Annotated in this window: 17 protein-coding genes; 13 read left to right on the forward strand and 4 right to left on the reverse strand. The window is 65.5% G+C overall.

The genetic code is table 11. The features are described from left to right. From G3N97_RS15410 to G3N97_RS15430, 5 genes are all read left to right on the forward strand, one after another. Window positions 1–1,773, forward strand: a 1,773-nt coding sequence (locus G3N97_RS15410) for a carboxyltransferase domain-containing protein (RefSeq protein ID WP_205994027.1), incomplete at its 5' end; no start/stop codon positions are given. Then, a complete protein-coding gene (gene atzF / locus G3N97_RS15415; protein ID WP_205994028.1) occupies window positions 1,770–3,605 on the forward strand; it encodes an allophanate hydrolase in 1,836 nt (611 codons plus the stop codon). The genes G3N97_RS15410 and atzF, both read left to right, overlap by 4 nt. A 73-nt stretch (window positions 3,606–3,678) precedes the next feature. Then, window positions 3,679–4,677, forward strand: a complete 999-nt coding sequence (locus G3N97_RS15420; RefSeq protein ID WP_205994029.1) for an ABC transporter substrate-binding protein — start codon at window positions 3,679–3,681, stop codon at window positions 4,675–4,677. Window positions 4,678–4,755: 78 nt separating this feature from the next. Next, window positions 4,756–5,727 carry an ABC transporter permease gene (locus tag G3N97_RS15425; protein ID WP_205994030.1) on the forward strand — a complete coding sequence of 324 codons (972 nt, stop codon included), beginning with the start codon at window positions 4,756–4,758 and terminating at the stop codon, window positions 5,725–5,727. A gap of 68 nt (window positions 5,728–5,795) precedes the next feature. Beyond that, on the forward strand, window positions 5,796–6,710 hold the full coding sequence (locus G3N97_RS15430) for an ABC transporter ATP-binding protein (protein WP_205994031.1): 915 nt from the start codon (window positions 5,796–5,798) through the stop codon (window positions 6,708–6,710). On the opposite strand, the gene G3N97_RS15435 is transcribed toward G3N97_RS15430, so the two are convergent. After that, the gene (locus G3N97_RS15435; protein WP_205994032.1) at window positions 6,692–7,795 is read right to left on the reverse strand and encodes a LacI family DNA-binding transcriptional regulator; all 1,104 of its coding nucleotides are present in this window, start codon (window positions 7,793–7,795) and stop codon (window positions 6,692–6,694) included. The genes G3N97_RS15430 and G3N97_RS15435 overlap by 19 nt on opposite strands. A 106-nt stretch (window positions 7,796–7,901) precedes the next feature. Between G3N97_RS15435 and G3N97_RS15440 the strand changes: the two genes are divergently transcribed. After that, on the forward strand, window positions 7,902–9,098 hold the full coding sequence (locus G3N97_RS15440) for a phytanoyl-CoA dioxygenase family protein (RefSeq protein WP_205994033.1): 1,197 nt from the start codon (window positions 7,902–7,904) through the stop codon (window positions 9,096–9,098). A gap of 44 nt (window positions 9,099–9,142) precedes the next feature. Here G3N97_RS15440 and G3N97_RS15445 read toward each other — a convergent pair whose 3' ends face one another. Next, window positions 9,143–10,051: a LysR family transcriptional regulator gene (locus G3N97_RS15445; RefSeq protein ID WP_205994034.1), complete on the reverse strand. Its 909-nt coding sequence runs from the start codon at window positions 10,049–10,051 to the stop codon at window positions 9,143–9,145. A 162-nt stretch (window positions 10,052–10,213) separates the two neighbouring features. Here G3N97_RS15445 and G3N97_RS15450 point away from each other — a divergent pair, with 162 nt between their 5' ends. The 4 genes from G3N97_RS15450 (at window position 10,214) to G3N97_RS15465 (ending at window position 15,304) form a co-directional block, all read left to right on the forward strand. Beyond that, on the forward strand, window positions 10,214–11,095 hold the full coding sequence (locus tag G3N97_RS15450) for an NAD(P)-dependent oxidoreductase (RefSeq protein ID WP_205994035.1): 882 nt from the start codon (window positions 10,214–10,216) through the stop codon (window positions 11,093–11,095). A gap of 64 nt (window positions 11,096–11,159) precedes the next feature. Next, window positions 11,160–12,668 (forward strand): aldehyde dehydrogenase family protein, encoded by a 1,509-nt coding sequence (locus G3N97_RS15455; protein WP_205994036.1) that lies wholly within the window; start codon window positions 11,160–11,162, stop codon window positions 12,666–12,668. Between the two features lie 37 nt (window positions 12,669–12,705). Beyond that, window positions 12,706–14,043 (forward strand): DUF3100 domain-containing protein, encoded by a 1,338-nt coding sequence (locus tag G3N97_RS15460; RefSeq protein ID WP_205994037.1) that lies wholly within the window; start codon window positions 12,706–12,708, stop codon window positions 14,041–14,043. A gap of 73 nt (window positions 14,044–14,116) precedes the next feature. Next, window positions 14,117–15,304: a M20 aminoacylase family protein gene (locus G3N97_RS15465; protein WP_205994038.1), complete on the forward strand. Its 1,188-nt coding sequence runs from the start codon at window positions 14,117–14,119 to the stop codon at window positions 15,302–15,304. Window positions 15,305–15,350: 46 nt separating this feature from the next. Here G3N97_RS15465 and G3N97_RS15470 read toward each other — a convergent pair whose 3' ends face one another. Then, window positions 15,351–16,931 (reverse strand): MFS transporter, encoded by a 1,581-nt coding sequence (locus G3N97_RS15470; protein WP_205994039.1) that lies wholly within the window; start codon window positions 16,929–16,931, stop codon window positions 15,351–15,353. 137 nt (window positions 16,932–17,068) lie between these two features. Here G3N97_RS15470 and G3N97_RS15475 point away from each other — a divergent pair, with 137 nt between their 5' ends. Then, window positions 17,069–17,959, forward strand: a complete 891-nt coding sequence (locus G3N97_RS15475; protein ID WP_205994040.1) for a LysR family transcriptional regulator — start codon at window positions 17,069–17,071, stop codon at window positions 17,957–17,959. A 1-nt stretch (window position 17,960) separates the two neighbouring features. Here the strand turns inward: G3N97_RS15475 and G3N97_RS15480 are convergent, their stop codons facing one another. Further along, window positions 17,961–18,470 (reverse strand): GNAT family protein, encoded by a 510-nt coding sequence (locus G3N97_RS15480; protein WP_205994041.1) that lies wholly within the window; start codon window positions 18,468–18,470, stop codon window positions 17,961–17,963. A gap of 331 nt (window positions 18,471–18,801) precedes the next feature. Here G3N97_RS15480 and G3N97_RS15485 point away from each other — a divergent pair, with 331 nt between their 5' ends. Together G3N97_RS15485 and G3N97_RS15490 are read left to right on the forward strand one after the other, a co-directional pair. Then, window positions 18,802–20,025, forward strand: coding sequence for a hypothetical protein (locus tag G3N97_RS15485; protein WP_181440976.1), 1,224 nt, complete (start codon window positions 18,802–18,804; stop codon window positions 20,023–20,025). Window positions 20,026–20,042: 17 nt separating this feature from the next. Further along, window positions 20,043–22,616, forward strand: coding sequence for a response regulator (locus G3N97_RS15490; protein WP_205994058.1), 2,574 nt, complete (start codon window positions 20,043–20,045; stop codon window positions 22,614–22,616). Window positions 22,617–22,682 lie beyond the last annotated feature (66 nt).

Here is a 22,682-nt window from a genome sequence, read left to right on the forward strand (position 1 = left end):
GCGGGCAAGGGCGAGGCGGGCGCGACGCTGCCGCCCGCCGACGTGCCCGCGCTCACGCACGAATGGGCGCTCGCGGTGCTCGACGGCCCGCACGGCGCGCCCGATTTCCTCACGCCCGACGACATCGCGATGCTGTACGAAGCGCGCTGGACCGTGCACTACAACTCCAGCCGTACGGGCGTGCGCCTGATCGGTCCGAAGCCGCAATGGGCGCGAACGGACGGCGGCGAAGCGGGCCTGCATCCGTCGAATATTCACGACAACGCCTATGCGATCGGCGCGGTCGATTTCACGGGCGACATGCCGGTGATTCTCGGTCCCGATGGCCCGAGTCTCGGCGGCTTCGTATGTCCCGTGACGGTGATCGGCGACGAGTTGTGGAAGCTCGGCCAGTTGCGTCCCGGCGATACGGTGCGCTTCGTGCCCGCGAAGGAGAACGCGACGCACGAGTGTGTGCTTCATCGCAGCGAAAGCACCGGCGAAAGCGGAGTCGATGTCGTCTATCGCCGCTCGGGCGATCGCAATCTGCTGATCGAATACGGGCCGCCCGTGCTCGACCTCAAGCTGCGTTTTCGCGTGCACGCGCTGATGAACTGGCTCGCTGAGCATCGCCTGCCCGGCATCGTCGATCTCACGCCGGGGATTCGTTCGCTCCAGGTCCATATCGATCCGGACACGCTTTCGCTCGACGCACTGCTCGACCATCTCAAGCATGCGGAAACGCAGTTGCCCGCCGTCGATGCGATGCGCGTGCCGAACCGCATCGTGCATCTGCCGCTGTCGTGGGACGATCCGTCGACGCGCGTGGCGATCGAGCGCTATATGCAGAGCGTGCGGCCCGATGCGCCGTGGTGCCCGAGCAATATCGAGTTCATTCGTCGCATCAACGGGCTGAACAGCATCGACGACGTGAAGCGCATTTTGTTCGACGCGCGTTATCTCGTGCTCGGTCTCGGCGACGTCTATCTCGGCGCGCCGGTCGCGACGCCCGTGGATCCGCGTCATCGGCTCGTCACCACGAAGTACAACCCGGCGCGCACGTGGACGCCCGAAAACGCGGTCGGCATCGGCGGCGCGTATCTCTGCGTGTACGGCATGGAAGGCCCCGGCGGTTATCAGTTCGTCGGTCGCACGGTGCAGATGTGGAATCGCTATCGCACCACGAAGGAATTCGAGGCGGGCAAACCGTGGCTGCTGCGTTTCTTCGACGAGATCCGCTTCTACGAAGTGAGCGAGAGCGAACTCGCGCAGTGGCGCAGCGAATTCATCGCGGGGCGGCGCAGTCTGCACATCGAGGAATCGGTGTTCGACCTCGGCGAATACGAGCGTTTTCTGCGCGATGAAGCCGCGTCGATTGCCGCGTTCAAAGCCACGCAACAAGCGGCGTTCGAAGCGGAACGCGAGCGCTGGCGCGAGGCGGGCCAGGCCGAATATGTGGGCGAACCGGGCGCGGAAGGCGGCGCGAATGCGCAGTCGCAAACCGAACTCGACGACGATTGCCGCGCGATCGGCGCCGACGTATCGGGCAGCGTGTGGAAGCTGCTGGTCGCGCAAGGCGACACCGTGGAGGAAGGCCAGGACGTGGCGATCCTCGAATCGATGAAGATGGAAGTGACGGTCGCCGCGCCCGCGAGCGGCATGATCGAAGCGCTCGCCTGCCAGGAAGGCGACGCCGTGACCGCGGGCCAGCGCTTGATGGCGATCCGCGTGAACGCAACGACAACCGACAGCACGACGACGAGCCCGAGCGGCGAGGAGGCCGCATGCCAATGAATCTGCTTTCCACGACACCGGGCGCCGCCGGTCAGCCGATGACGATCGCTGCGTTGCGCGCGCGTTATCTCGACGGCAGCCTCACGCCTGGGCAACTCGTCGAGCGCATCGCGGCGCAGACGGCGGGCGACGATCCGCATCGCATCTGGATTCGCGCGCTCACGCGCGACGAGATGATGCGTTACGCCGATGCGCTCGCGAGCCAGGCCCCGGCCACGCTGCCGCTCTACGGCATTCCGTTCGCGATCAAGGACAACATCGATCTCGCGGGCGTGCCGACCACGGCGGGCTGTCCCGATTACGCCTATGTGCCGGAGAAAAGCGCGCCCGTGGTCGAGCGTTTGATCGCGGCGGGCGCGATTCCGATCGGCAAGACCAATCTCGATCAGTTCGCCACGGGCTTGTCGGGACAGCGCTCGCCGTATGGCGCGTGCCGCAACGCGCTCGATCCCGAGTATGCGTCTGGCGGATCGAGTTCGGGCTCGGCGGTCTCGGTGGCGATGGGGCTGGCCGCGTTCTCGCTGGGCACCGACACGGCCGGTTCGGGCCGCGTGCCGGCGGCGTTTCATGGTCTCGTCGGCCTCAAGCCGACCAAGGGCGTGCTGAGCACGCTGGGCGTGGTGCCCGCGTGCCGATCGCTCGATTGCGTGTCGATCTTCGCGCATACCGCCGACGACGCGCAGCGCGTGTTCGATAGCGCGCACGGCATGGCGCAGGACGATCCTTATGCGCGTGCATGGCACGGCGATCCGGGCACGCGCGCGTCGTTGCAGGGCTTGCGTCTTGGCGTGCCGCGCGCGTCGCAACGCGAATTCTATGGCGATGCGTCGTACGCGCAGGCCTTCGACGTCGCGCTCGACGCGCTGCGTGCAGCGGGCGCGCAACTCGTCGAGATCGACTTCGAGCCGTTTCTCGCCACGGCGCGGCTGCTTTACGAAGGGCCGTTCGTCGCCGAGCGCCTTGCTGCAATTCGTCCGTTTTACGAAGCGCATCCCGAGTCGCTGCATCCGGTCACGCGCACGATCATCGGCGGCGCGGCACGCTGGAGTGCCGCCGATGCGTTCGCCGCGCAAGACACCCTCGCCGCGCTGCGGATGCAGGCCGAACGCGTGTGGCCCGAGATCGACGCCATCGTCACGCCGACTTCGCCGACCACGTCCACGGTCGCGGAACTCGAAGCCGATCCGATTGGCGTGAATGCGCGCTTCGGCTATTACACGAACTTCGTGAATCTGCTCGATCTCTCCGCGCTGGCGGTGCCGGCGGGGCGCTGCGAAAGCGGCGCGCACGCGGGCAAACCGTTCGGCATCACCTTCGTCGGACGCGCGCACGAAGACGTGAAGCTGCTCGATATCGCGCGTGCGTGGCTGGGCGAAGCGGCGTCGAATGCTGCGGTGACTTCTGAGGTGACTTCGGCCGCGCCCGCAACGGTGCGCGTGGCGGTCGTCGGTGCGCATCTGAGCGGCGAACCGCTGAACGCACAGTTGACGTCGCGCGCCGCGAAGCTCGTTTCCTCGACCACGACATCGAAAAACTATCGCCTCTATGCGCTGCCGAAAGCCGCGTCGCAAGGCATCGAAAAGCCGGGCCTCGTGCGTGTGGCGCAAGACGGCCATGCGATCGAAGTCGAAGTCTGGGAGATGCCCGTCGAGCACTACGGTTCGTTCGTCGCGCTGATTCCGTCGCCGCTCGGCATCGGCACGCTCGAACTCGCGGATGGAGCCTTCGTACAGGGCTTTTTGTGCGAAAGCCTCGCGCTCGACGGCGCCGAGGATATCAGCGCGCATGGCGGCTGGCGCGCGTATCGACGCAGCGCGGCGCAGCTGGCCTGAACCCGCTTCGTTTCCATCGACAACGACATCATCAACCGAACCCACGCTGCACTTTTACACCTGGAGAACCGCAATGAAGACCAAGCACTTCACGTTCGCACGCATCGCGTCGGGGCTCGCGCTCGCGGCGGGCCTTTTCGCCGCCGGCGCGCAAGCCGCGAACGCCGCGCCGCTGCGCATCGGCTATAGCGACTGGCCGGGCTGGGTCGCCTGGCAGGTCGCGATCGACAAGGGCTGGCTCAAGGAAGCGGGCCTCGACGTCAAGTTCGACTGGTTCGACTACGCCGCGTCGATGGACGCATTCGCGGCCAACAAGCTCGACGCTGTGCTCGTGACCAACGGCGACGCGCTCACGATGGGCGCGAACGGCGCGAAGAACGTGATGGCGCTCATCACCGATTATTCGAACGGCAACGACATGGTCATCGCCAAGCCGCCCGCGCGCAAGATTCAGGACCTCAAGGGCAAGAAGATCGGCGTGGAATTCGGCGTGGTCGATCACCTGCTGCTGCTCGACGCGCTGCAACGCGCGGGCATGAAGGAGAGCGACGTGACGCTCGTGAATGCGAAGACGACCGAGACGCCGCAGGTGCTCGCATCGTCGGACGTGGCGGCGATCGCGGCCTGGCAGCCGAACGCGGGCGAAGCGCAACGCGCGGTGCCGGGCGCGCGCCCGGTGTTCACATCCGCCGACGAACCGGGCCTGATCTACGACGTGCTGGCCGTGAATCCGGTGAGCCTCGCGGCGCACAAGGCCGACTACGCGAAGCTCGCGAAGGTCTGGTATCGCGTGGTGCATTACATCGAAGATCCGGCCACGCAGGCCGACGCCGTGAAGATCATGTCGGCGCGCGTGGGCCTCACGCCTGCGCAATATCTGCCTCTGCTCAAGGGCACGAAGCTGCTCACGCTGCCCGAAGCGCAACAGGCTTATGTGAACGCCGACGGCTTCAAGTCGCTGTACGGTTCGAGCCGCGCGGCCGATGCGTTCAACGTCAAGTATCAGGTCTACAAGGCGCCGCAGGACGTGAGCGCCTATGTCGATCCGTCGCTCACGAGCAGCCTGAAATAAGCGGCTGAAATAAGCGCTTGAAATAAGCGCGCAAGCGTATCGGCGCGTGACAACCCGCCCCACCAGCAGGAGAGATTCATGGCAGAGATCAGCCAGACCGGAGTGTTTGCAGTGCGCCGCGAGCTGACGCCGCGCGGCAAATGGATGTTGGGACTCGGCTCGTTTCTGCTGCCGCTGCTGGTGTGGTGCGTGGTGAGTTACGCGCCTTTCGTCTGGCATCCGCAGATGTTGATTACGCAGCCCGGCAGCGTCGATTATTTCCAGCCGGGCATGCGGGTCGACAAGGCGATTTTCGCCGATGAACTGGCGCACGCGCGCGAAGCGCACACAGCGCTGCCGACGGGCGTGCCGGCCAATCCCGTGTATCTGCCCGCGCCGCATGAAGTGCTGCGTGCGTTCTATACCGCGTTCACGACGCCGCCCGCTTCGGCGGACGGCGTGTGGCTGCATCAGAGTTTGTGGCACAGCATCCAGATTATTTTCTGGGGCTTTCTCGTCTCTTCGCTGATCGGCGTGCCGGTCGGCATCGTGTGCGGCACGTATAGCGTGCTCGCGCGCTTGCAGGAACCGTTCTTCGAGTTCTTCCGCTATTTGCCCGCGCCCGCATTCGGCGCGCTGATGGTGGCCGTGCTGGGCATTTACGATGCGCCGAAGATCGCCATTATCGTGATCGGCACGTTGTTCCAGCAGGTGCTGATCATCGCGAACACCACGCGCAAGCTCGAATTCGGCCTGCTCGAAGCGGCCATGACGCTCGGCACGTCGCGTCTGAAACTGCTCACGCATGTGGTGGTGCCGGGCATCCTGCCGGACCTGTATCGCGATCAACGCATTCTGCTTGGCTGGGCGTGGACCTATCTGATCGTGGCCGAACTCGTGGGCACGAGTTCGGGCATCACGTGGTACATCACGCAGCAGGCGCGTTACCAGCATTTCGACAACGTCTATGCCGCGATCATGATGATCGGCATCATCGGGCTCGGCACCGACATCGTGCTCGCGTGGCTCGGACGCAAGCTGTTTCCGTGGGATCGTACGCTGAAGGCCTGATTTTCAGGCCTCAAAACATCGTTCATCGTTCGCGCACGCATTGCGTTTTCACATCACAGGACGCCGCCATGTTCAATCCGCAGCCCGTTCCCGACTATCTTCTGCAATCCGAGGCCGTGCGCGAGCGTTTCGCGCGCCTGAAGGCACGCGAGCCGATTCTCGAAGTGCGCAATCTCACCAAGCGTTTTTCGACGCCGCAAGGCGAGCACACGGCGCTGTCCAACGTCAGCTTCACGACGCACCGGCGCGAATTCGTCTGCGTGATCGGGCCGTCGGGTTGCGGCAAGTCCACGCTGATCCGCATGCTTGCGGGTCTCGAAACGCAGACCTCGGGCGAAGTGCGCGTGAACGGCAAGGCCGTGCGCGGACCGGGCGCCGATCGCGGCATGGTGTTTCAGGGCTACACATTGTTTCCATGGCTGACCGTGAAGAAGAACGTGATGTTCGGACTCCGTATGAATGGTCAGGGCGCGGCGCAGGCGGAACGCGAAGCGTTGCAATGGCTCGATCTCGTGGGCCTGGAGAAGTTCGCCAATGCGTATCCGCACCAGCTTTCCGGCGGCATGAAGCAGCGCGTGGCGATTGCGCGCGCGCTCGCGAACCGGCCCGGCATTCTGCTGATGGACGAGCCGTTTGGCGCGCTCGATGCACAAACGCGTGCGAAGATGCAGGCGCATCTGCTGGATATCTGGCGCAATGTCGACATCACGATTTTCTTTATCACGCACGATCTGGATGAAGCGATTTTTCTCGCCGACCGCATTCTGGTGCTCAAGGCGAATCCGGGCGAAGTGCAGGAGCTGATCGAAGTGCCGGTGCCGCGTCCGCGCAGCTATGCGCAGTTCACGTCGCCGGAATTTCTCGCGACGCGCGCGCGACTCGACGCGCTGATTCATCCGCCCGAGCAAGCCGAATCCGACGACGACGCGAGCGTGAAGCCGCACATGATCCGTCTCACCGATATTCACGACTCGGTCGAATAAGCGGTGGAATAAGCGGTCGAATAACCGAGCCGCGCCATGACCGACGCCGGAATGTTTTCCGGCGTCACGACCACGACCGACGAAGACGTCGACACGGCCGACACCGGCAGCAGCTTGTGAAACGCCATGACGTGATGGCAGGCCGCGCGCAGATCCTGCCGTAATTCGTGATGCAGAACGGCGTGAATCTGGCCGTCGCGCAGCAGACGCACGTTGTCGCGGTCGAGATCGTGGCCGATGAAGCAGACCGGATGTTGTTGCCGTTTCGGTTGCTGCTTCGGTTGCTGCCGAGAGATCGCGCGCAGGATTGCGAGATTGCCGCCGCCCATCGAATAAACCGCGGCGATTTCGCCGTGCTGAGCAAGCGCCGCCTGCACGCGCGCTTCGGTGGGCGCGTCGAGTCCGTGGCCGCCGCTCGCATCGACGATCTCCAGATGCGGATAGCGCGCCTCCAGCGCGTGACGAAAGCTGATTTCGCGTTCTTCCTCGCCGCGAAAGCGCTCGTCGCTCATCGTGACGAGCACGCGGCCCGGCTGCGCGTGCGTCCATTGCCCGATCAGATACGCCGCCGTCGCGCCCGCCACGCGATTGTCCAGACCCGCATAGGCCACGCGGCCCGAATCGGGGAGATCGGTGAAGAGCGTGATGACCGGAATGCCGCGCTGTTGCAACTCGCCGATAGCGGCCGCAATGGCGGGCACGTCGCGCGCCTTGAGCAGCACGCCGTGACTGCCGCGCCGCGCAATCGCCGCGAGCGTGGCCACGACTTCCTCGGTGCCGATGGTCTCGCGCAGATCGAAACGCGGCCGGAACACGGCGGGATGCAGGCCGGGCAATTCGGCGTCGAGCGCGTCGCGGATCTCGTTTGCGAAACGCGCGGGCGCTTCGACCACCACATCGACGACGAGCTTGCGGCCCGTGCGCGCCATCTGCAATTGCTGATCTTCCAGCTCGCGTATGGCCTGCTCGACGCGCCGCCGCGTATGGTCGCGCACGTGCGCGCGGCCGTTGAGCACGCGATCGACCGTGGCCGGGCCAACGCCGGCCTGAAGCGCGATCTCCTTGACCAGAAAGCGGTGCGCCACGAACCTTACCTCGGTCTTGATGGTTTTTTGATGGATTCATGATAGCCCAGCGCCGCCGCGAGCCGCTATGCTGGGTTTCAGCACCATAAAAACCGCAGGAGACGCGATGAATCACCGAGGCATTGAGACGGCCGCCCACGCGGCGCACGCCTATACGGAGCAGGCGTGTTCGCTGGAGGAATTCGCCGCGCTGATCGAACAACCGGCGCACGTTCCCCGTTTCGCGAGCGAGATTCAGCAGAAGATTCCACTTTACGATTGCGCGTCGCTGGCGGCCAGTCTCGCCGATCCCGCGCGCCGCGCCGTGTTGCTGGCCGAGTGGGCGCATGTGCTCGATGCCGGTGCGGGCGTGTTCGTGCTGCGCGGCGCGTATGCCGATCCCGCGCCCGTCGACGCCGCGACCGCCGTGTTCGAGGCGATCATCGCGAGCGAGCGCGCAGAGGGTGGTGGCGCGGGCGATCACTTCGCGAAGGCGGGCGCGAACGATCGCATCTGGAATGCGCAGGAGAAACTCTGCGTGCGCGCGCCCGAAGTATTCGCGCGCTATTTCGCCAATCCGATGCTCGCGGCGGCTTCCGAAGCGTGGCTCGGGCCGGGTTATCAGATGACGTCGCAGGTCAACGTCGTGCGTCCGGGCGGCGAAGCGCAGCGCGCGCATCGCGACTATCACCTTGGGTTTCTGAGCGTGGACGAGGCGCAGCGTTATCCGGCGCACGTGCATCGCGTATCGGCGTATCTCACGTTGCAGGGCGCGGTCGCGCACAGCGACATGCCGGTAGAAAGCGGGCCGACTCAATTGCTGCCGCATTCGCAGCGCTACGCGCCCGGTTATGTCGCGTGGCGGCGCGCGGATTTTCGCGCGTATTTCGAGGCGCATTGCGTGCAATTGCCACTCGCAAAAGGCGACGCGCTGTTTTTCAATCCGGCGCTCTTTCACGCGGCGGGCGCGAATCACACCGCCGACGTGCAGCGCATGGCGAATCTGTTGCAGGTGTCGTCGGCATTCGGGCGCGCGATGGAAACCGTGAACCGTCGACGCATGAGCGAAGCGGTGTTTCCGGTGTTGCGCGAGGCGCGCGCGAGCGGTGCGTGGTCGGCGGTGGAAATCGAAGCGGTGATCGCGTCGTGCGCCGAGGGCTATCCGTTTCCCACCGATCTCGATCGCGACCCGCCGTTGGGCGGCCTCGCGCCGCCGAGTCAGCAAGCTATCGTGCGCCAGGCGCTCGGGGAGCGCTGGACGGATGCCGCGCTCCATGACGCATTGCGCGCTTACGACGCAAAGCGCGGCTTGATGGAAGAATAACCGCGGAGGATTAACGCCTCAACGAAACGCTTCAACGAAACACCTCAACGAAACGCCCGCATCTGCGAAGTCATCAATTGCAGCATCTTGTTGGCGGCGACCGAGAGCTTGCGGCCCACGCGCGTGACCATATGCGCTTCGGCGTTCTCCAGAATCGGATGCGCGATCTCGATCGCGAACAGTTCCTTCGCCTGCAATTCGGCGGCCACGGCGAATGACGGCATCACCGCGATGCCCAGACCCGAGCGCACGAATTCCTTCAGGATGGCGAACGAATTGGTCGTGACCGTGGGCGCGAGCTTGACGCGTTCCGCGTATTCGACGGCTTCGAGCATTTGCCGCGTGCCATAGGACGGATGCGTGGCCGCCTGCGGATACGCCGCGAGCTGCTGCACCGTGAGCACCTTGTGCGTGCGGCGCGGAAAATCCGGCCCGACGATCGCCATCATCGGCTGCCGCTTCGAGGCGCGCGAGACGAGCTTGGGCTCGGCGGGCGGATTGTAGACGAGGCCGATCTCGCCTTCGTCGTTCGAAATCTTGCGGATCACGTCGTTGGTGCCGCCCACGTCCAGATTTACGCGGATGCCCGGAAACTGGCGGCAGAACTGCTGCATCGGCCCGGCGAGCAGGTCGGAGACGAAGCCTTCGCCCAGCACCACGTTCACTTGCCCCGTTTTCATGCCGCGCAATTCTTCGAGCCGCGAGAGCAGGTCGTCGCGGTGCGCGAGCTGCTCGCGGAAATATTCGATTACGCAGCGTCCGGCCTCGGTGGGCGTGACGCCGCGCGCGTGGCGCTCGATCAGCGCTGCGTCCAGTTCCTGCTCCAGCAGGCCGATCTGGCGGCTTACGGCGGACGGCGCCACGTCCAGCCAGTCGGCGGCCGCGCGGATCGTGCCGCAACGCACGGCCTCGTAAAAATAGACGATCCGGCTGTCGGTCAGGGTGTCGCTCATCGTCGTGCTCGGGGTAAAGGATCGGGCGAGTGTTCTAAAAATTAGAACAAAACCAATATTGGATGAGATTGATTATACGGCTCGCGTCGTCGAACATGAGGTCAATCGAGTGCCGGCGGGGCCTTGCCGCCGGGCGATCTAAGGGTTTTTCTGGAGACGCGCATGAAAACGGTAGGCGTGATTGGTCTGGGTAATATGGGGCGCGGCATGGCCGGTTCGCTGCAACGCGGCGGTTTCGACGTGCTGGGTTTCGACGCGGCGCCGGGCGTGGCCGCCGCGCTGGCGGAGCAGGGCGTAGTGAGCGCGCGCGAGTCGATCGCCGATATCGCCCGCGACGCCGACGTGCTGCTGCTCTCGCTGCCGACCTCGGCGATCGTCGAGCAAGTGGTGCTCGGCGAGCACGGCGTGCTCGCGAATGCGCGCCCCGGCACGATCGTGATCGACACCACCACCGCCGATCCGGACAGCACGCGCCGCGTGGCCGCGGAACTGGCGGAGCGCGGCATCGGCTTCATCGACGCTCCCGTGAGCGGCGGCCCGAAGGGCGCGGCCACCGCGACCATGACGATGGTGCTCGGCGGCGCGGACGCGCATATCGAAGCCGTCACGCCGATCCTCGAAACCATCAGCGCGAAACGCGTGCACGTCGGGCCGGTCGGCGCGGGTCACGTCACCAAGCTGCTCAACAATCTGCTGACCGGCGTGCATCTGCTGGTCGCGAGCGAAGCGGTGCGCACGGCGCGCGCCGCGGGCGTGGATCCTGAGAAGCTCGTCGATGCGCTCAACGGCGGCTCGGGCCGCAACAGCGCGACGCTCACGAACTACCCGACGTGGATCTTCAACGGCGCGTTCGACTCCGGCTTCACGATGAAGCTGATGCGCAAGGACGTGCGCCTCGCGATGGCGCTGCTCGACAAGATGGACAGCCACGCGCCGGTCGCGCGCGAAGCGGGCCGTCTGTGGGCCGAAAGCGCGGCGTCGATCGGCGACGCGGAGGATTTCAACCGCATCGTCGAGTTCGTCGAAACGGTGGCTCAGGACTGAGCGCCGCCGCTTTTCGCCATCACGCACACACCCATCAGCACGAAATCAGCACGGAATCACGGACATGACCCAGCACGCAGACCTCTTGCTCGCCGCGTTCGCGCACTTCTTCCCGGGCGCGAAGACGCTCGGCTCGTATATCGACGGAGAACTGGTCGAAGGCCAGGGCGAACCGGTTCAGCTTTACGACGCGGCCACCGGCCTCGCCTCGCTCGCTTACCGCGACGCGGGCGCGGCGCTCGTCGATCACGCCGCGTCGAGCGCGCGCCGCGCGCAGCGCGAATGGTGGGCGCTCACGCACATGGCGCGCGGTCGCGTGATGAACGACGTCGCGCGCGCGATCCGCGCCCAGGTCGAACCGATGGCGCGGCTGGAATCGCTGGGCTCGGGCAAGCCGATCCGCGATTGCCGCGGCGAAGTCGCCAAGGTTTCGGAGATGTTCGAGTACTACGCGGGCTGGACCGACAAGTTCTACGGCAGCGTGATTCCGGTGCCCACGTCGCACCTCAATTACACGCGCCGCGAACCGGCCGGCGTGGTGCTGCAGATCACGCCCTGGAACGCGCCGGTGTTCACCTGCGGCTGGCAGGTCGCGCCCGCCGTCGCGATGGGCAACGGCGTGCTGCTCAAGCCCTCGGAACTGACGCCGTTCACCTCGCTCGCGCTCGCACGCATCGCCGAGCAGGCCGGTCTGCCGCGCGGTCTCGTGAACGTGCTGGCCGGTTTCGGTCACACGGTCGGCCAGGCGGCCATCGCGCATCGCACGATCAGCAAGGTGGTGTTCGTCGGCTCGCCGGCGACCGGCGCGCGCATCGCCGAAGCGGCCGCGCGCCGCGTGGTGCCGTGCGTGCTCGAACTGGGCGGCAAATCGGCGAATATCGTGTTCGCGGATGCCGACCTCAAGCGCGCCGCGCTCACCGCTCAGGCCGCGATTTTCGCGGGCGCGGGCCAGAGCTGCGTCGCCGGGTCGCGTCTGCTGGTGCAGCGCGCCGTGTATGACGAATTCGTGGCGATGGTGGCCTCGGGCGCGAAGCAGATCCGCGTGGGCGCGCCGCTCGACGACGCGACCGAAGTCGGCCCGATCAATAATCGCAAGCAATACGATCACGTGATGTCGATGATCGCGCGCGGCGTGGCGGACGGCGCGACGCTCGCGGCCGGTTCGGCCGAGCGCGGCGACGGCGGCTATTTCGTCGCGCCGACGGTGCTCGCGGGCGTGACGAACGACATGGACGTGGCGCGCACCGAGATCTTCGGGCCGGTGGTCGCGGCGATTCCGTTCGACACCGAGGAAGAAGCCGTGGCGATCGCCAACGACACCGACTTCGGCCTCGCGGGCGCGGCCTGGACGACCGACGTGGCGCGCGCGCATCGCGTCGCCGCGCAGGTCAACGCGGGCACGTTCTGGGTGAACGGCTACAAGACGATCAACGTGGCGTCGCCGTTCGGCGGCTACGGCCTGAGCGGCTATGGCCGTTCGAGCGGCGTCGAGGCGCTGTACGAGTACACGCAGACCAAGAGCGTGTGGGTCGAAACGGCGGAAGCGCCGCCGACCGCATTCGGCTATCTGTAACACGGGCGCACGCGCGGCCTGGACGAAGGAGACTGAGATGGAGCACACCATGGGGATCGAACGGCAGCAGGCCGGCGGCAGCGGCACGGCCAAGGTCATGCTGTACGCGGCGGGCATTCTGCTGATCGCGGAAGCAATCGGCTCGTTCACGTTCAAGATCGGGCCCGGCAAGGTCGTGCTGCTGCCGATGATCTGGGCGCTGCTGCTGGGCGCGGCGCTCGGTCTCGCGAGCGAGCGCTGGAAAAGCGCGGCGCGTCTCGACACGTCGAATCAGTTTCTCGCGGCGGCCATTCTGCAACCGGCGCTGCTGCTGTTCGTCTCGAAGCTCGGGCTGATGGTTGGCAGCGCATTGCCGAAGCTCGCGGCGGCGGGCTGGGCGCTCGCGTTCCAGGAGTTCGGGCATTTCGTCGGCACGATTTTGCTGGGCTTGCCGCTCGCGCTGCTGCTCGGCATCAAGCGCGAAGCGATCGGCGCGACCTTCTCGGTGGGCCGCGAGCCGAGCCTCGCGATCATCGGCGAGAAGTACGGCATGGATTCCGCCGAAGGGCGCGGCGTGCTGGCCGAATACCTGACCGGCACCGTGTTCGGCGCGGTGTTCATCGCGATCTTCGCGGGCTTTGTCGCGAGCCTCGGCATCTTCGATCCGCTCGCGATGGCGATGGGTTCGGGCGTCGGCTCGGGCAGCATGATGGCGGCCGCGTCGGGCGCGATCGCGGCGCAGCAGGACGCCGAAACCGCGAAGTCGGTGCTCGCCTTCGCGGCGGCCAGCAACCTGATCACGACCACCATCGGCACGTATTTCACGCTGTTCATCTCGCTGCCGCTCGCGGTCTGGGGTTATCGCGTGCTCGAACCGCTGATCGGCCGCACGACGAAGGCGTCGACCCAGGACGACGCGAGCGCGCGTCCGTCGCTCGGCGACGTGCAGACCGAAGCGCCGACGCTCGGCTACGGCGGCAAGCTGCTCGCGTGGGTCGTGACCGCCGCGATGGCGCTCGTGTGCGACTGGATGGCGCACGGCACCACGCCGCTGGTCGGGCTGCCCGGCATCGCGATCATGGTGGGCGCGACCATCGTCGGCGATGCACTGGCGCGCGTGACCGGCAGCAAGATTCCGGCGGTCTGCTGGGTCTCGGTGGTGGCGATGTTCCTGACCTCGCCGTGGTGCCCGTGGGGCACGCAAATTTCGGCCCTCAGCGCGCACAACGATTTCCTCGGCGTGACCGCGCCGATGCTCGCCTTCGCGGGCCTCTCGATCGCGAAGGACATTCCGGCGTTCCGCCGCCTCGGCTGGCGCATCGTGCTGGTGTCGTTCGTCGCCAACGCGGGTACGTTCATTGGCGCGACGCTCGTCGCCCAGCTCTTCCACATCTGATTCACGCGCCTGCGCGCCCGTGCCGCCTTCGTGCGGCGGCGGGCGCGCGGCGCTTTCTTCCGCTTTCCTCCGCATGAAACTGATCGATTCCATTCAGGCGAACGCCGGCGCGTTGCAGGCGATCCGCCGCGATATTCACGCTCATCCCGAGATTGGCTACGACGTGCAGCGCACCGCCGCGCTGGTGGCCGAGCGGCTCGAACAATGGGGCTTCGCGGTCACGCGCGAAGTCGGCAAGACGGGCGTCGTGGGCACGCTCACGCGCGGGTCGAGCACGCGCGCCATTGGTCTGCGCGCCGACATGGACGCGTTGCCGGTGCAGGAGGCCAACACCTTCGCGCACCGCTCGACCGTGGCGGGCGCGATGCACGCGTGCGGCCACGACGGCCACACGGCGATGCTGCTCGGCGCGGCGCAACACCTGGCCGCGCACGGCACGTTCGACGGCACCGTCAACGTGATTTTCCAGCCCGCCGAGGAAGCAGGCGGCGGCGCGCGCGCGATGATCGACGACGGTCTGTTCGAGCGTTTTCCGTGCGATGCCGTGTTCGGCCTGCACAACTGGCCGGGCATTCCGGAGGGCGATTTCGCGGTGCGGCCGGGCGCGCTGATGGCTTCGACGAGCCTCTTTCGCATCACGCTGCGCGGCGCGGGCTGTCACGCGGCCATGCCGCATCTGGGCCGCGATCCGGTGTTCGCGGCGGGGCAGGTGCTGAGCGCGCTGCAGGGCATCGTCACGCGCAACCGCAATCCGATCGATGGCGCGGTGCTCTCCGTCACGCAGATTCACGCGGGCGAGGCGCTCAACGTGGTGCCGACCGACGCGTGGCTCGGCGGCACCGTGCGCACGTTCTCCGACGAAACGCTCGATCTGATCGAACGCCGCATGAAGGCGGTGGTGGCGGCGACGGCGTCGGCGTTCGACTGCGAGAGCGAGGTCGATTTCGAGCGCCAGTATCCGGCGACGATCAACGATCCCGCGCAGACCGCGCTGGCGGTCGAGGTGATGCGCGAACTGGTCGGCGACGAGCACGTGAACGCCACCGCCGAACCGACGATGGCCGCCGAAGACTTTTCGTTCATGCTGCGCGCGAAGCCGGGCTGCTATGCGTTCATCGGCAACGGCAGCGGCGATCATCGCGCGGTGGGGCACGGCGCGGGTCCGTGTCTGCTGCATAACGCGAGCTACGATTTCAACGACGCGCTGCTGCCCGTGGGCGCGAGTTACTTCGTGAAGCTCGCCGAGCGTTTCCTCGGCTGAGATCCGGCGTTCGACGCTCGACATTCGCCGCGCGCGCCGCGCATCCTCACGGCGCGCTCGTCCTGATTTCGCCGACTTCGCAGGCTTGCGCGTCGCGCCATTCGTCCTGGGCGCGCACGCGCGCGAGGAACGCGAACGCCGCGAGCGCGCAGACCAGCGTGGTGGCCGCGAGCACCTGCAACAGCACGCCGAACGCCGTGCGATAGCTCGTTTGCAGCGCCGCGTGCGCGACGCCCGGCAACAGCGCGCTCGCGTTCGCGAGATCGCCGGTGGCGAGTCGCGCGGCCGCGGCGTTGAGCGTCGCCGTATCGGCATGCGTTGTTAGCGTGTGCAGATGCCCTTGCGCGAGCGCCGCGAGCAGCGCGTTCACGACCGCGAGCGCGATGCCTTCGCCCGCCACGCGCGTCGTGCTGAAAATGCCGGTCGCCATGCCCGCGCGCGACTTCGGCACCACGCTCACCGACAAACCGTCCATCAATCCCCACGGCAATCCCGCGCCCACGCCAATCGCGATCATGGCCCAGGTCGCCCAGCCTGCGCTCGCGGACGTCGCGCCGCCCACGTCGTGCAGCGTGGCGCCGAGTGCGAGCAGACCGGCGGCCGCGATCGTCAAGCCGATGCCTGAAATCACGCCCGCCGAGAGCCAGCGCGTGAGCGCCGCGGCGATGAAGGGCATGACGAGCATCGGCGCCGACAAGGCCAGCATCAGCAGGCCCGCGTGCGTTTCGCTCACGCCGTCGATGCCGATGAAGCGCAGCGGCAGCATCACCAGCAGCACGATGTAGCCGTAGCAGGTCGCGATCGGCAGCACCTGCACGCCGACGAAACGCGGATAGCGAAACAGCGAGAGATCGAGCATGGGCCGCGCGACGCGCGTCTCCACCGCCACGAACGCGAGCGCGCACACGGCGCAGGCCGCGAGCAGCGCGAGCACGGGCGCGGAGTTCCAGCCGCGCGTGGGCGCTTCGATCACGCCGCAGGTGAAGGCCGTGAGCGCGGCGGTGAACGTGAGCGTGCCTGCGAGGTCGAGTTGGCGCGCGTGTGGATCGCGCGACTCTTGCATGCGCGGCACGCCGAAGACGAGCGACAGCGCGCCCGCCACGGCGCCCGTTGCGAAGATCGCGCGCCAGCCGAACTGCGCGATCAAACCGCCTGCGATCACCGGTCCGAACGCGAGCCCGATGCCGAAGGTCGCGCCGAGCGTGCTGAAGGCGCGCGTGCGGGCGTGGCCGTCGAATTCCTGCGCGAGCGCGGCGGTGCCGCCCGCGAGCGCCGCGGCGGCCGCCATGCCCTGCGCGCCGCGCAACAGATCGACGACGACAATCGACGGCGCGAAGCCGAGCGCGAGAGAACTGAGCGTAAAGCCCGCCACGCCCCAGGCGAAGACGCGCTTGCGTCCGTAGCGGTCGGCGAGCGTGCCCGCCGCCATCAGCAGGCTGCCGAAAGCGAGCATGAACGCGTTGGTGATCCAGTTCATGGCGATTGCGCTGCCGCCCAGATCGCGCCCGATGGCGGGCGTGGCGACCGCGCCGCCCGAAAACGCGAGCGGCATGGCGAGCGCCGCGATACAGACGGCGCCGAGCACGACGAGGCGTCGCGCCGGGTCGCCGGGGTGGGAAGGTTGCATCACGCTCCTCCTGAGTGCTTGGGTGCTGGAGCGAGTCACGATAATTCGGATTCAATCGGCGAAAAAGAACGTGCCGTTCCGTAAATTACGGCGCAATATTCCGCAATACGTCGGCAAAGATCGGATCAAATCGGGGTATGGACAATCTCAACGGCATCGTCGCGTTCGTGCGCACGGCGGACACGCTCAGCTTCGTTGCGGCGGCGCGGCATCTGGGCATTTCGGCGTCGGCGGTCGGCAAGACCATTGCGAAGCTCGAACGCTCGCTGGGCGTGCGCCTCTTTCATCGCACCACGCGCCGCGTGACGCTGACCGAGGAGGGGCGGCGCTTTTACGAAAGCTGCCAGCGCATTCTCGACGAACTGCGCGACGCCGAAGCGATGCTTTCGCAAGCCGCGCAGACGCCGCGCGGCCGGCTGCGCGTGAGCTTGCCCGTGATCGGCTACCGCTTTTTGCTGCCGGTCTTGCCCGCGTTCGGCGCGCGGTATCCGGAGATCGAACTCGACCTCGATTTCAACGACCGTCTCGTGGATGTGGTGGACGGCGGTTTCGACGCCGTGATCCGCAGCGGCGCGCTCACCGATTCGAGCCTGATGTCGCGCCGCCTCGGACCGTTTCGCTTCGTGCTGTGCGCGTCGCCCGATTACGCGGCGCGCTTTGGCCTGCCGCGCTCGCTCGCGGATCTCGCGCGGCATCGTTGCGTGCGCTACCGCTTTCCGACCACGGGCAAGCTGCAGCCGTGGACGCTCGAACACGACGGCACGGAGCCGCCCAACCTCGGCGCGGCGATGACGTGCAACAACATGGAGGCGTTGCGCGGCGCGGTAATCGCGGGCTTCGGCATCGGCTTCATGCCCGACTTTCTCGCGCGCGAGGCGCTCGAATGCGGCTCGCTTGTCACCGTGCTCGAGGACCACACGATCGCGCCCGGTCAGTTTTCGATTCTCTGGCCCTCGAACCGGCAACTGATGCCGAAGCTGCGCGTATTCGTCGACTTCATGTGCGAGCAACTGTTTCGCGAGAGTTGATTCAGGCGTCGCGATCCGAGACGAGCGCCCAGCGTTCGTGATCGCGCCAGATGCCGCCAATCCGCAGATAGCGCGGCGAAAACCCTTCCTTGCTGAATCCCACGCGGCGCACCAGCGCGATCGACGCACTGTTTTCCGGCTGAATATTCGCTTCGAGCCGGTGCAGGCCGAGATCGTCGAAGGCATAGGCCACGGCGGCGCGCAGCGCTTCGGTCATCAGCCCCGTGCGCGCGAAACGCGCCATGCCGTAGTAGCCCAGATACGCGCTCTGAAATACGCCGGCGACGATCTCGTTGAGATTGATGATGCCGACAATGCCGCCGCTCGCGGCCTCGCGCGCAATCAGGCTCGCGTTGGGCCCGCTCAGACCGCGCCCGAACCAGGCGTCGAAACCGGCCTGGTCCGTGAAGGACGTGACCCAGGGCAGATGATGGGACTGGCTTTCGAGGTTCGCGGCAATCAGGTCGGGCGCGTCGGCGCGCGTGACGCGGTTCAGCAGAATGGGGCGCATGGGGATCGGGAAATCGGGGCAAAAAGGCGGGAGGCAAAGATAGCAAATTCCCTCGCCGATCAATAAAAAAATGGTGCCGTAATTCGCTAAGACGGGCTTATTTGGGTGGCTATTGGGGGTGCAATTCACGAGTCTTATCGGCGTTATTCAAATTGCATAAAAAATCGCCAAAATTTGGGTAGATGATTTATTCAAACCGCTAAGTACCGCCATGCGCCCGAACAGACGGCCACGCGCTATGGGTTTTCTCTAGAGTTGAAGGATCGCCGGTCATGCACGAGCGGCGATGCCGCGCCGATTTCAGGCGCAACTTCAACCCAAGGAAAATTAGATGAGCACGACTTATCACCACGAACTCGCTGCGGAGTTCAAGCTTGCCGACGTCAACCTGGGCGATGTCCACGCGCCGTTAGCACTCAAGCGTACGATTCATCCTGAATCGATCCGCGACAACCTGCCGGCCGGTCAGGGCGGCATTGGCTTTCTTTTTCATGCCACCGACTGGGAGACGCTTTCATTCTCATTCCATAACGTCAAGACGCGTAATGAGGCATTCGAGGAAGAGTTGTGGCGCACGCCGCCTTTCATTGCGTCGCCGATCTATTCGGGCTCGCAAATGATCGGCGCGAATATCGCCTGTCCGGTACCGCTCGAAATGTGGCTCGGCAGTCCGCGCGGCATCAAGCGCTTTCGCGAGACGCAATTTTTTCCGGCGCTCGAACTGGCGCGCCGCGCGGGACTGAACATGGTGGCGATGGGCGCGTCCACGCCTTATGCCTGCAATTACGGCGCGCTGCCGCGTCCCATCAAACCGCCGCATATCACGACCGGTCACGCGGCCACGGCGGCGATGCTCAAGGAATGGGCCATGCACTGCTGCAACGAAGTCGGGCTCGATTTCGGCAAGACGCGGCTCGCGTTGTTCGGCGCGGCGGGACGGCTGGGCACGACGGTCGCGCGCTACGCGACGTACAAGGACGCACCGAAGGAACTGATCCTGATCGATCTGCCCGACAAGGTGAATCTGTTGCACGATCAAGCGAAGGAATTGCTGGCGTCGGATCTGCTGGGGCACACGAAAGTGTCCGTGCATACCTTCAGCCCCGACACACCGCTGCCACAATTCGACGGCGCCATTCTCGCGAGCAGCACCAGCGTGCCGTATTTGACGGCCGCCGACCTCAAACGCGCGCAGTTCTGGATTGACGATTCGCATCCGCGTGCAGCGAGTGTCGAAGCGGAACTCGCTTCGCGTGGCCATACACTATATATTGAGTGTTTTGCTCGTGGCCCGGTTGGGCTCGATACGGCATTCCCGTTCCGCTTACCGTCCACTCGCGATTGCTATACCTGTTTCGCCGAAGGTTATGCCGCGTGGCAAGAGGGCATTGCGTCCGATTTCATTATCGGCAGTCCGCCCGTGTGGTCCGTATCCTATACGCATGGACTGGTAAAGAAATACGGTTTTTCAGTCGGGCCATTTCACGGGAAAAATGGCTTGCCGATCGAAATGGATATGCGCCATGACGGCAAACCGGAACTGGTAGGACCATAACGATTAACGGAGGCCCAATCGTGATGTCGCGCGAGCGCATGGGGGAGATGCTGGAACGTAGCCGGCTGGCTATCCGATGGGGAGGCATATTGGGCCTCCTGTGCCACCCCATCTATTACCTGGTCTGGACCTATGTCCTGCCGCAGCCCTACGATAATCTCGCCCTGCGTCTGAGCGCGGCGCTCGTTTGCGTGCCGTTGATCTTCCAGGCGTACTGGCCGCGGCGCTTCAATCATTACCTGCTGCTCTACTGGCACGCCTGCCTGATTTACGTCTTGCCGTTCGTTTGCACGTTTCTGGCTATTCGTAATGGATTTTCGACGATGTGGATGATGACGGAAGTCATGATGATTTTTATCATGGCGCTCTGCATCGACAGTCCGCTTTTACTGATGGCCTGTATTGGCGTCGGCGTGGCAACCAGTTCGGTGGCGGCGGTGGTTACGTCGCCCGTGCCTGTTGTGCTGAGCACGGCCAATCAATCCGATCTTGCTTTGCTGCCTGTGGTGATGTTGTGCAGCATGGCATTCAGTCATGCAATCAGCATCGGGCGTATTTTCGTTGAAAAGAATCGGGTATTGCAGGCGCTTGCCGGATCTATTGCGCATGAAATGCGTAATCCGCTGAGTCAGCTGAAACACGTGCTTGAAAACGTCGAGGAAAATCTGCCCGCGGCCACCGAGCCGAATCGTCCGGCGGTGCTGTCGCACGACAAGGCCGCCGCGCTTTACCGGCATCTCGCGCAGGGCAAAACGTCGATTGAGCGCGGGCTGCGCATTATCGCCATGACGCTGGACGAAGTGAGCGCCAAACCGATTCGCTCGGACCGTCTCGCGTATCTGAGCGCGGCGGCCACCACGCGCAAGGCGCTCGAAGAATACGGTTTCGACGACGAAGACGAGCGCGGCAAAGTCAAACTGCTCGTGCGCGAAGACTTCACCTTCAAGGTCGACGAAACGGTTTATCTGTTCATTCTCTTCAACCTCATGAAGAACGCGCTGCACCATATGGCGGCGCGCGCATCGTCCACGTTGACGCTCACGGTCGAGCGGCAAAGCATCACAGTGCGCGATACGGGTTCCGGTATTGCACCCGAAATGCTCGCGCATTTATTCGAGCCGTTTCGCACGTCCGGCAATTCGGCGGGAACGGGGCTCGGTCTCGCCTATTGCCAGCGCGCGATGCAGGCATTTGGCGGCACCATCGCGTGCCGTTCCGAAGTCGACAAATTCACGGAATTCGCGCTGCATTTCCCGGCGATTCCCGATCGTGAAGTGGCCGAATACGAGCGCGAAATGCTCGATCGCGCGCGGCCGGTTTTCGAAGGCAAGCGCATTCTGCTCGTCGACGAGGACGTGTATCAGCACGCGAAAACGCGTCGCGTGCTGGCGGGCATGGGCGCGCAGGTCAGCGAGGCCGACAACGGTCAGCTCGCGCTGGCCATGCTGCGCGAGCGCGGCGGCGAGCATTACGACCTCGTGCTGATCGAAGCGAACATGCCGGCGCTCGACGGCTATGCGGTTGCCGAGCGCATTCGCGCGTCGAATCATCGGGCGATCCAGAACATCCTGATCGCGGGCTTTTCGGCGCAGCCCGGCGGCGTGGCGCAAGTGCTCGCGCGCCGCGCGGGCATGGACGTCATGCTCGGCAAGGCGGGCAGCGTGCTGGAACTGATCGGCGCGTTGCAGGCGCTGTTCGAAAGCGGCGACCGGCGCGTGGCGCGCAAGGGCGTCGAACGGCTTTCGGGCAAGTCGATCCTCGTCGCCGACGACGATACCTATAGCCGCTCGATCGCCAAAGCCTGGCTCGAACGCAGCGGCGCGCGCGTGATCGAGGCCGAGCACGGCTGCGAGGTGCTCGACCATATCCACGCGGGCGAGGTCATCGACGCCATCGTCATGGACATGAACATGCCGGGCATGGGCGGCCCCGACACCACGGCGGCGATTCGCGCGCGCACGGATGCTTACGCGAACGTGCCGATCGTCGCGCTCACGGGCCAGTCCGATATGGAGGCGATTCGCGAGTGCCTGAGCGTGGGTATGGACGACGTGCTCGTGAAGCCCGTGCAGGCCGCCGTGCTGTGCGCGGCGGTGTCGACGCAGATTGCGCGGCTCGGCGCAAAGGCGTCGCGCGCGAGCGCGGAACCGGCGCCGTTGCAGCCGATGGTGCACGATCTCTCGCTGCCCACCGGCCGCGAATTGCTCGACGAACTGCAGCTGGGCGAATTGACGGCGCTTGGCTTGATTGACCAGACCTTTCTCGACGGCGTGGCGCAGATTCGCGCGCTCGTCGACGAACTCGTGCGCGGCGCGCGCTCGATGGAGTCGGAGCCCGCGCATACGGCGCTGCATCGGCTGCTGGGCGTGAGCGGCAATATCGGCGCGAAATCGCTGCATGCGTTTGGGCGCACGATTTATCCGCGTATCGTGGACGGGCAGTGGCCGCTGGAGCCCGACTGGATCGAGCAGATCGCCGCGCTGGGCAAGCGCTCGGCCGACGCGCTGGAAACCTATTTCGATTCGGTGACGCCGCTGCGCGATCCTGACCGCGCGACGAACGCGTCCGCTACGCGTTTGCTAACGTTTTGAATCGACCGCCTCGATCTGATTGATCGCAAAGCGCGCCTTGACTTCGATTTAGATGACGACTAGCAT

This window comes from Paraburkholderia sp. Ac-20347, from assembly GCF_017104805.1.
GTDB classification, from domain to species: domain Bacteria; phylum Pseudomonadota; class Gammaproteobacteria; order Burkholderiales; family Burkholderiaceae; genus Paraburkholderia; species Paraburkholderia tropica.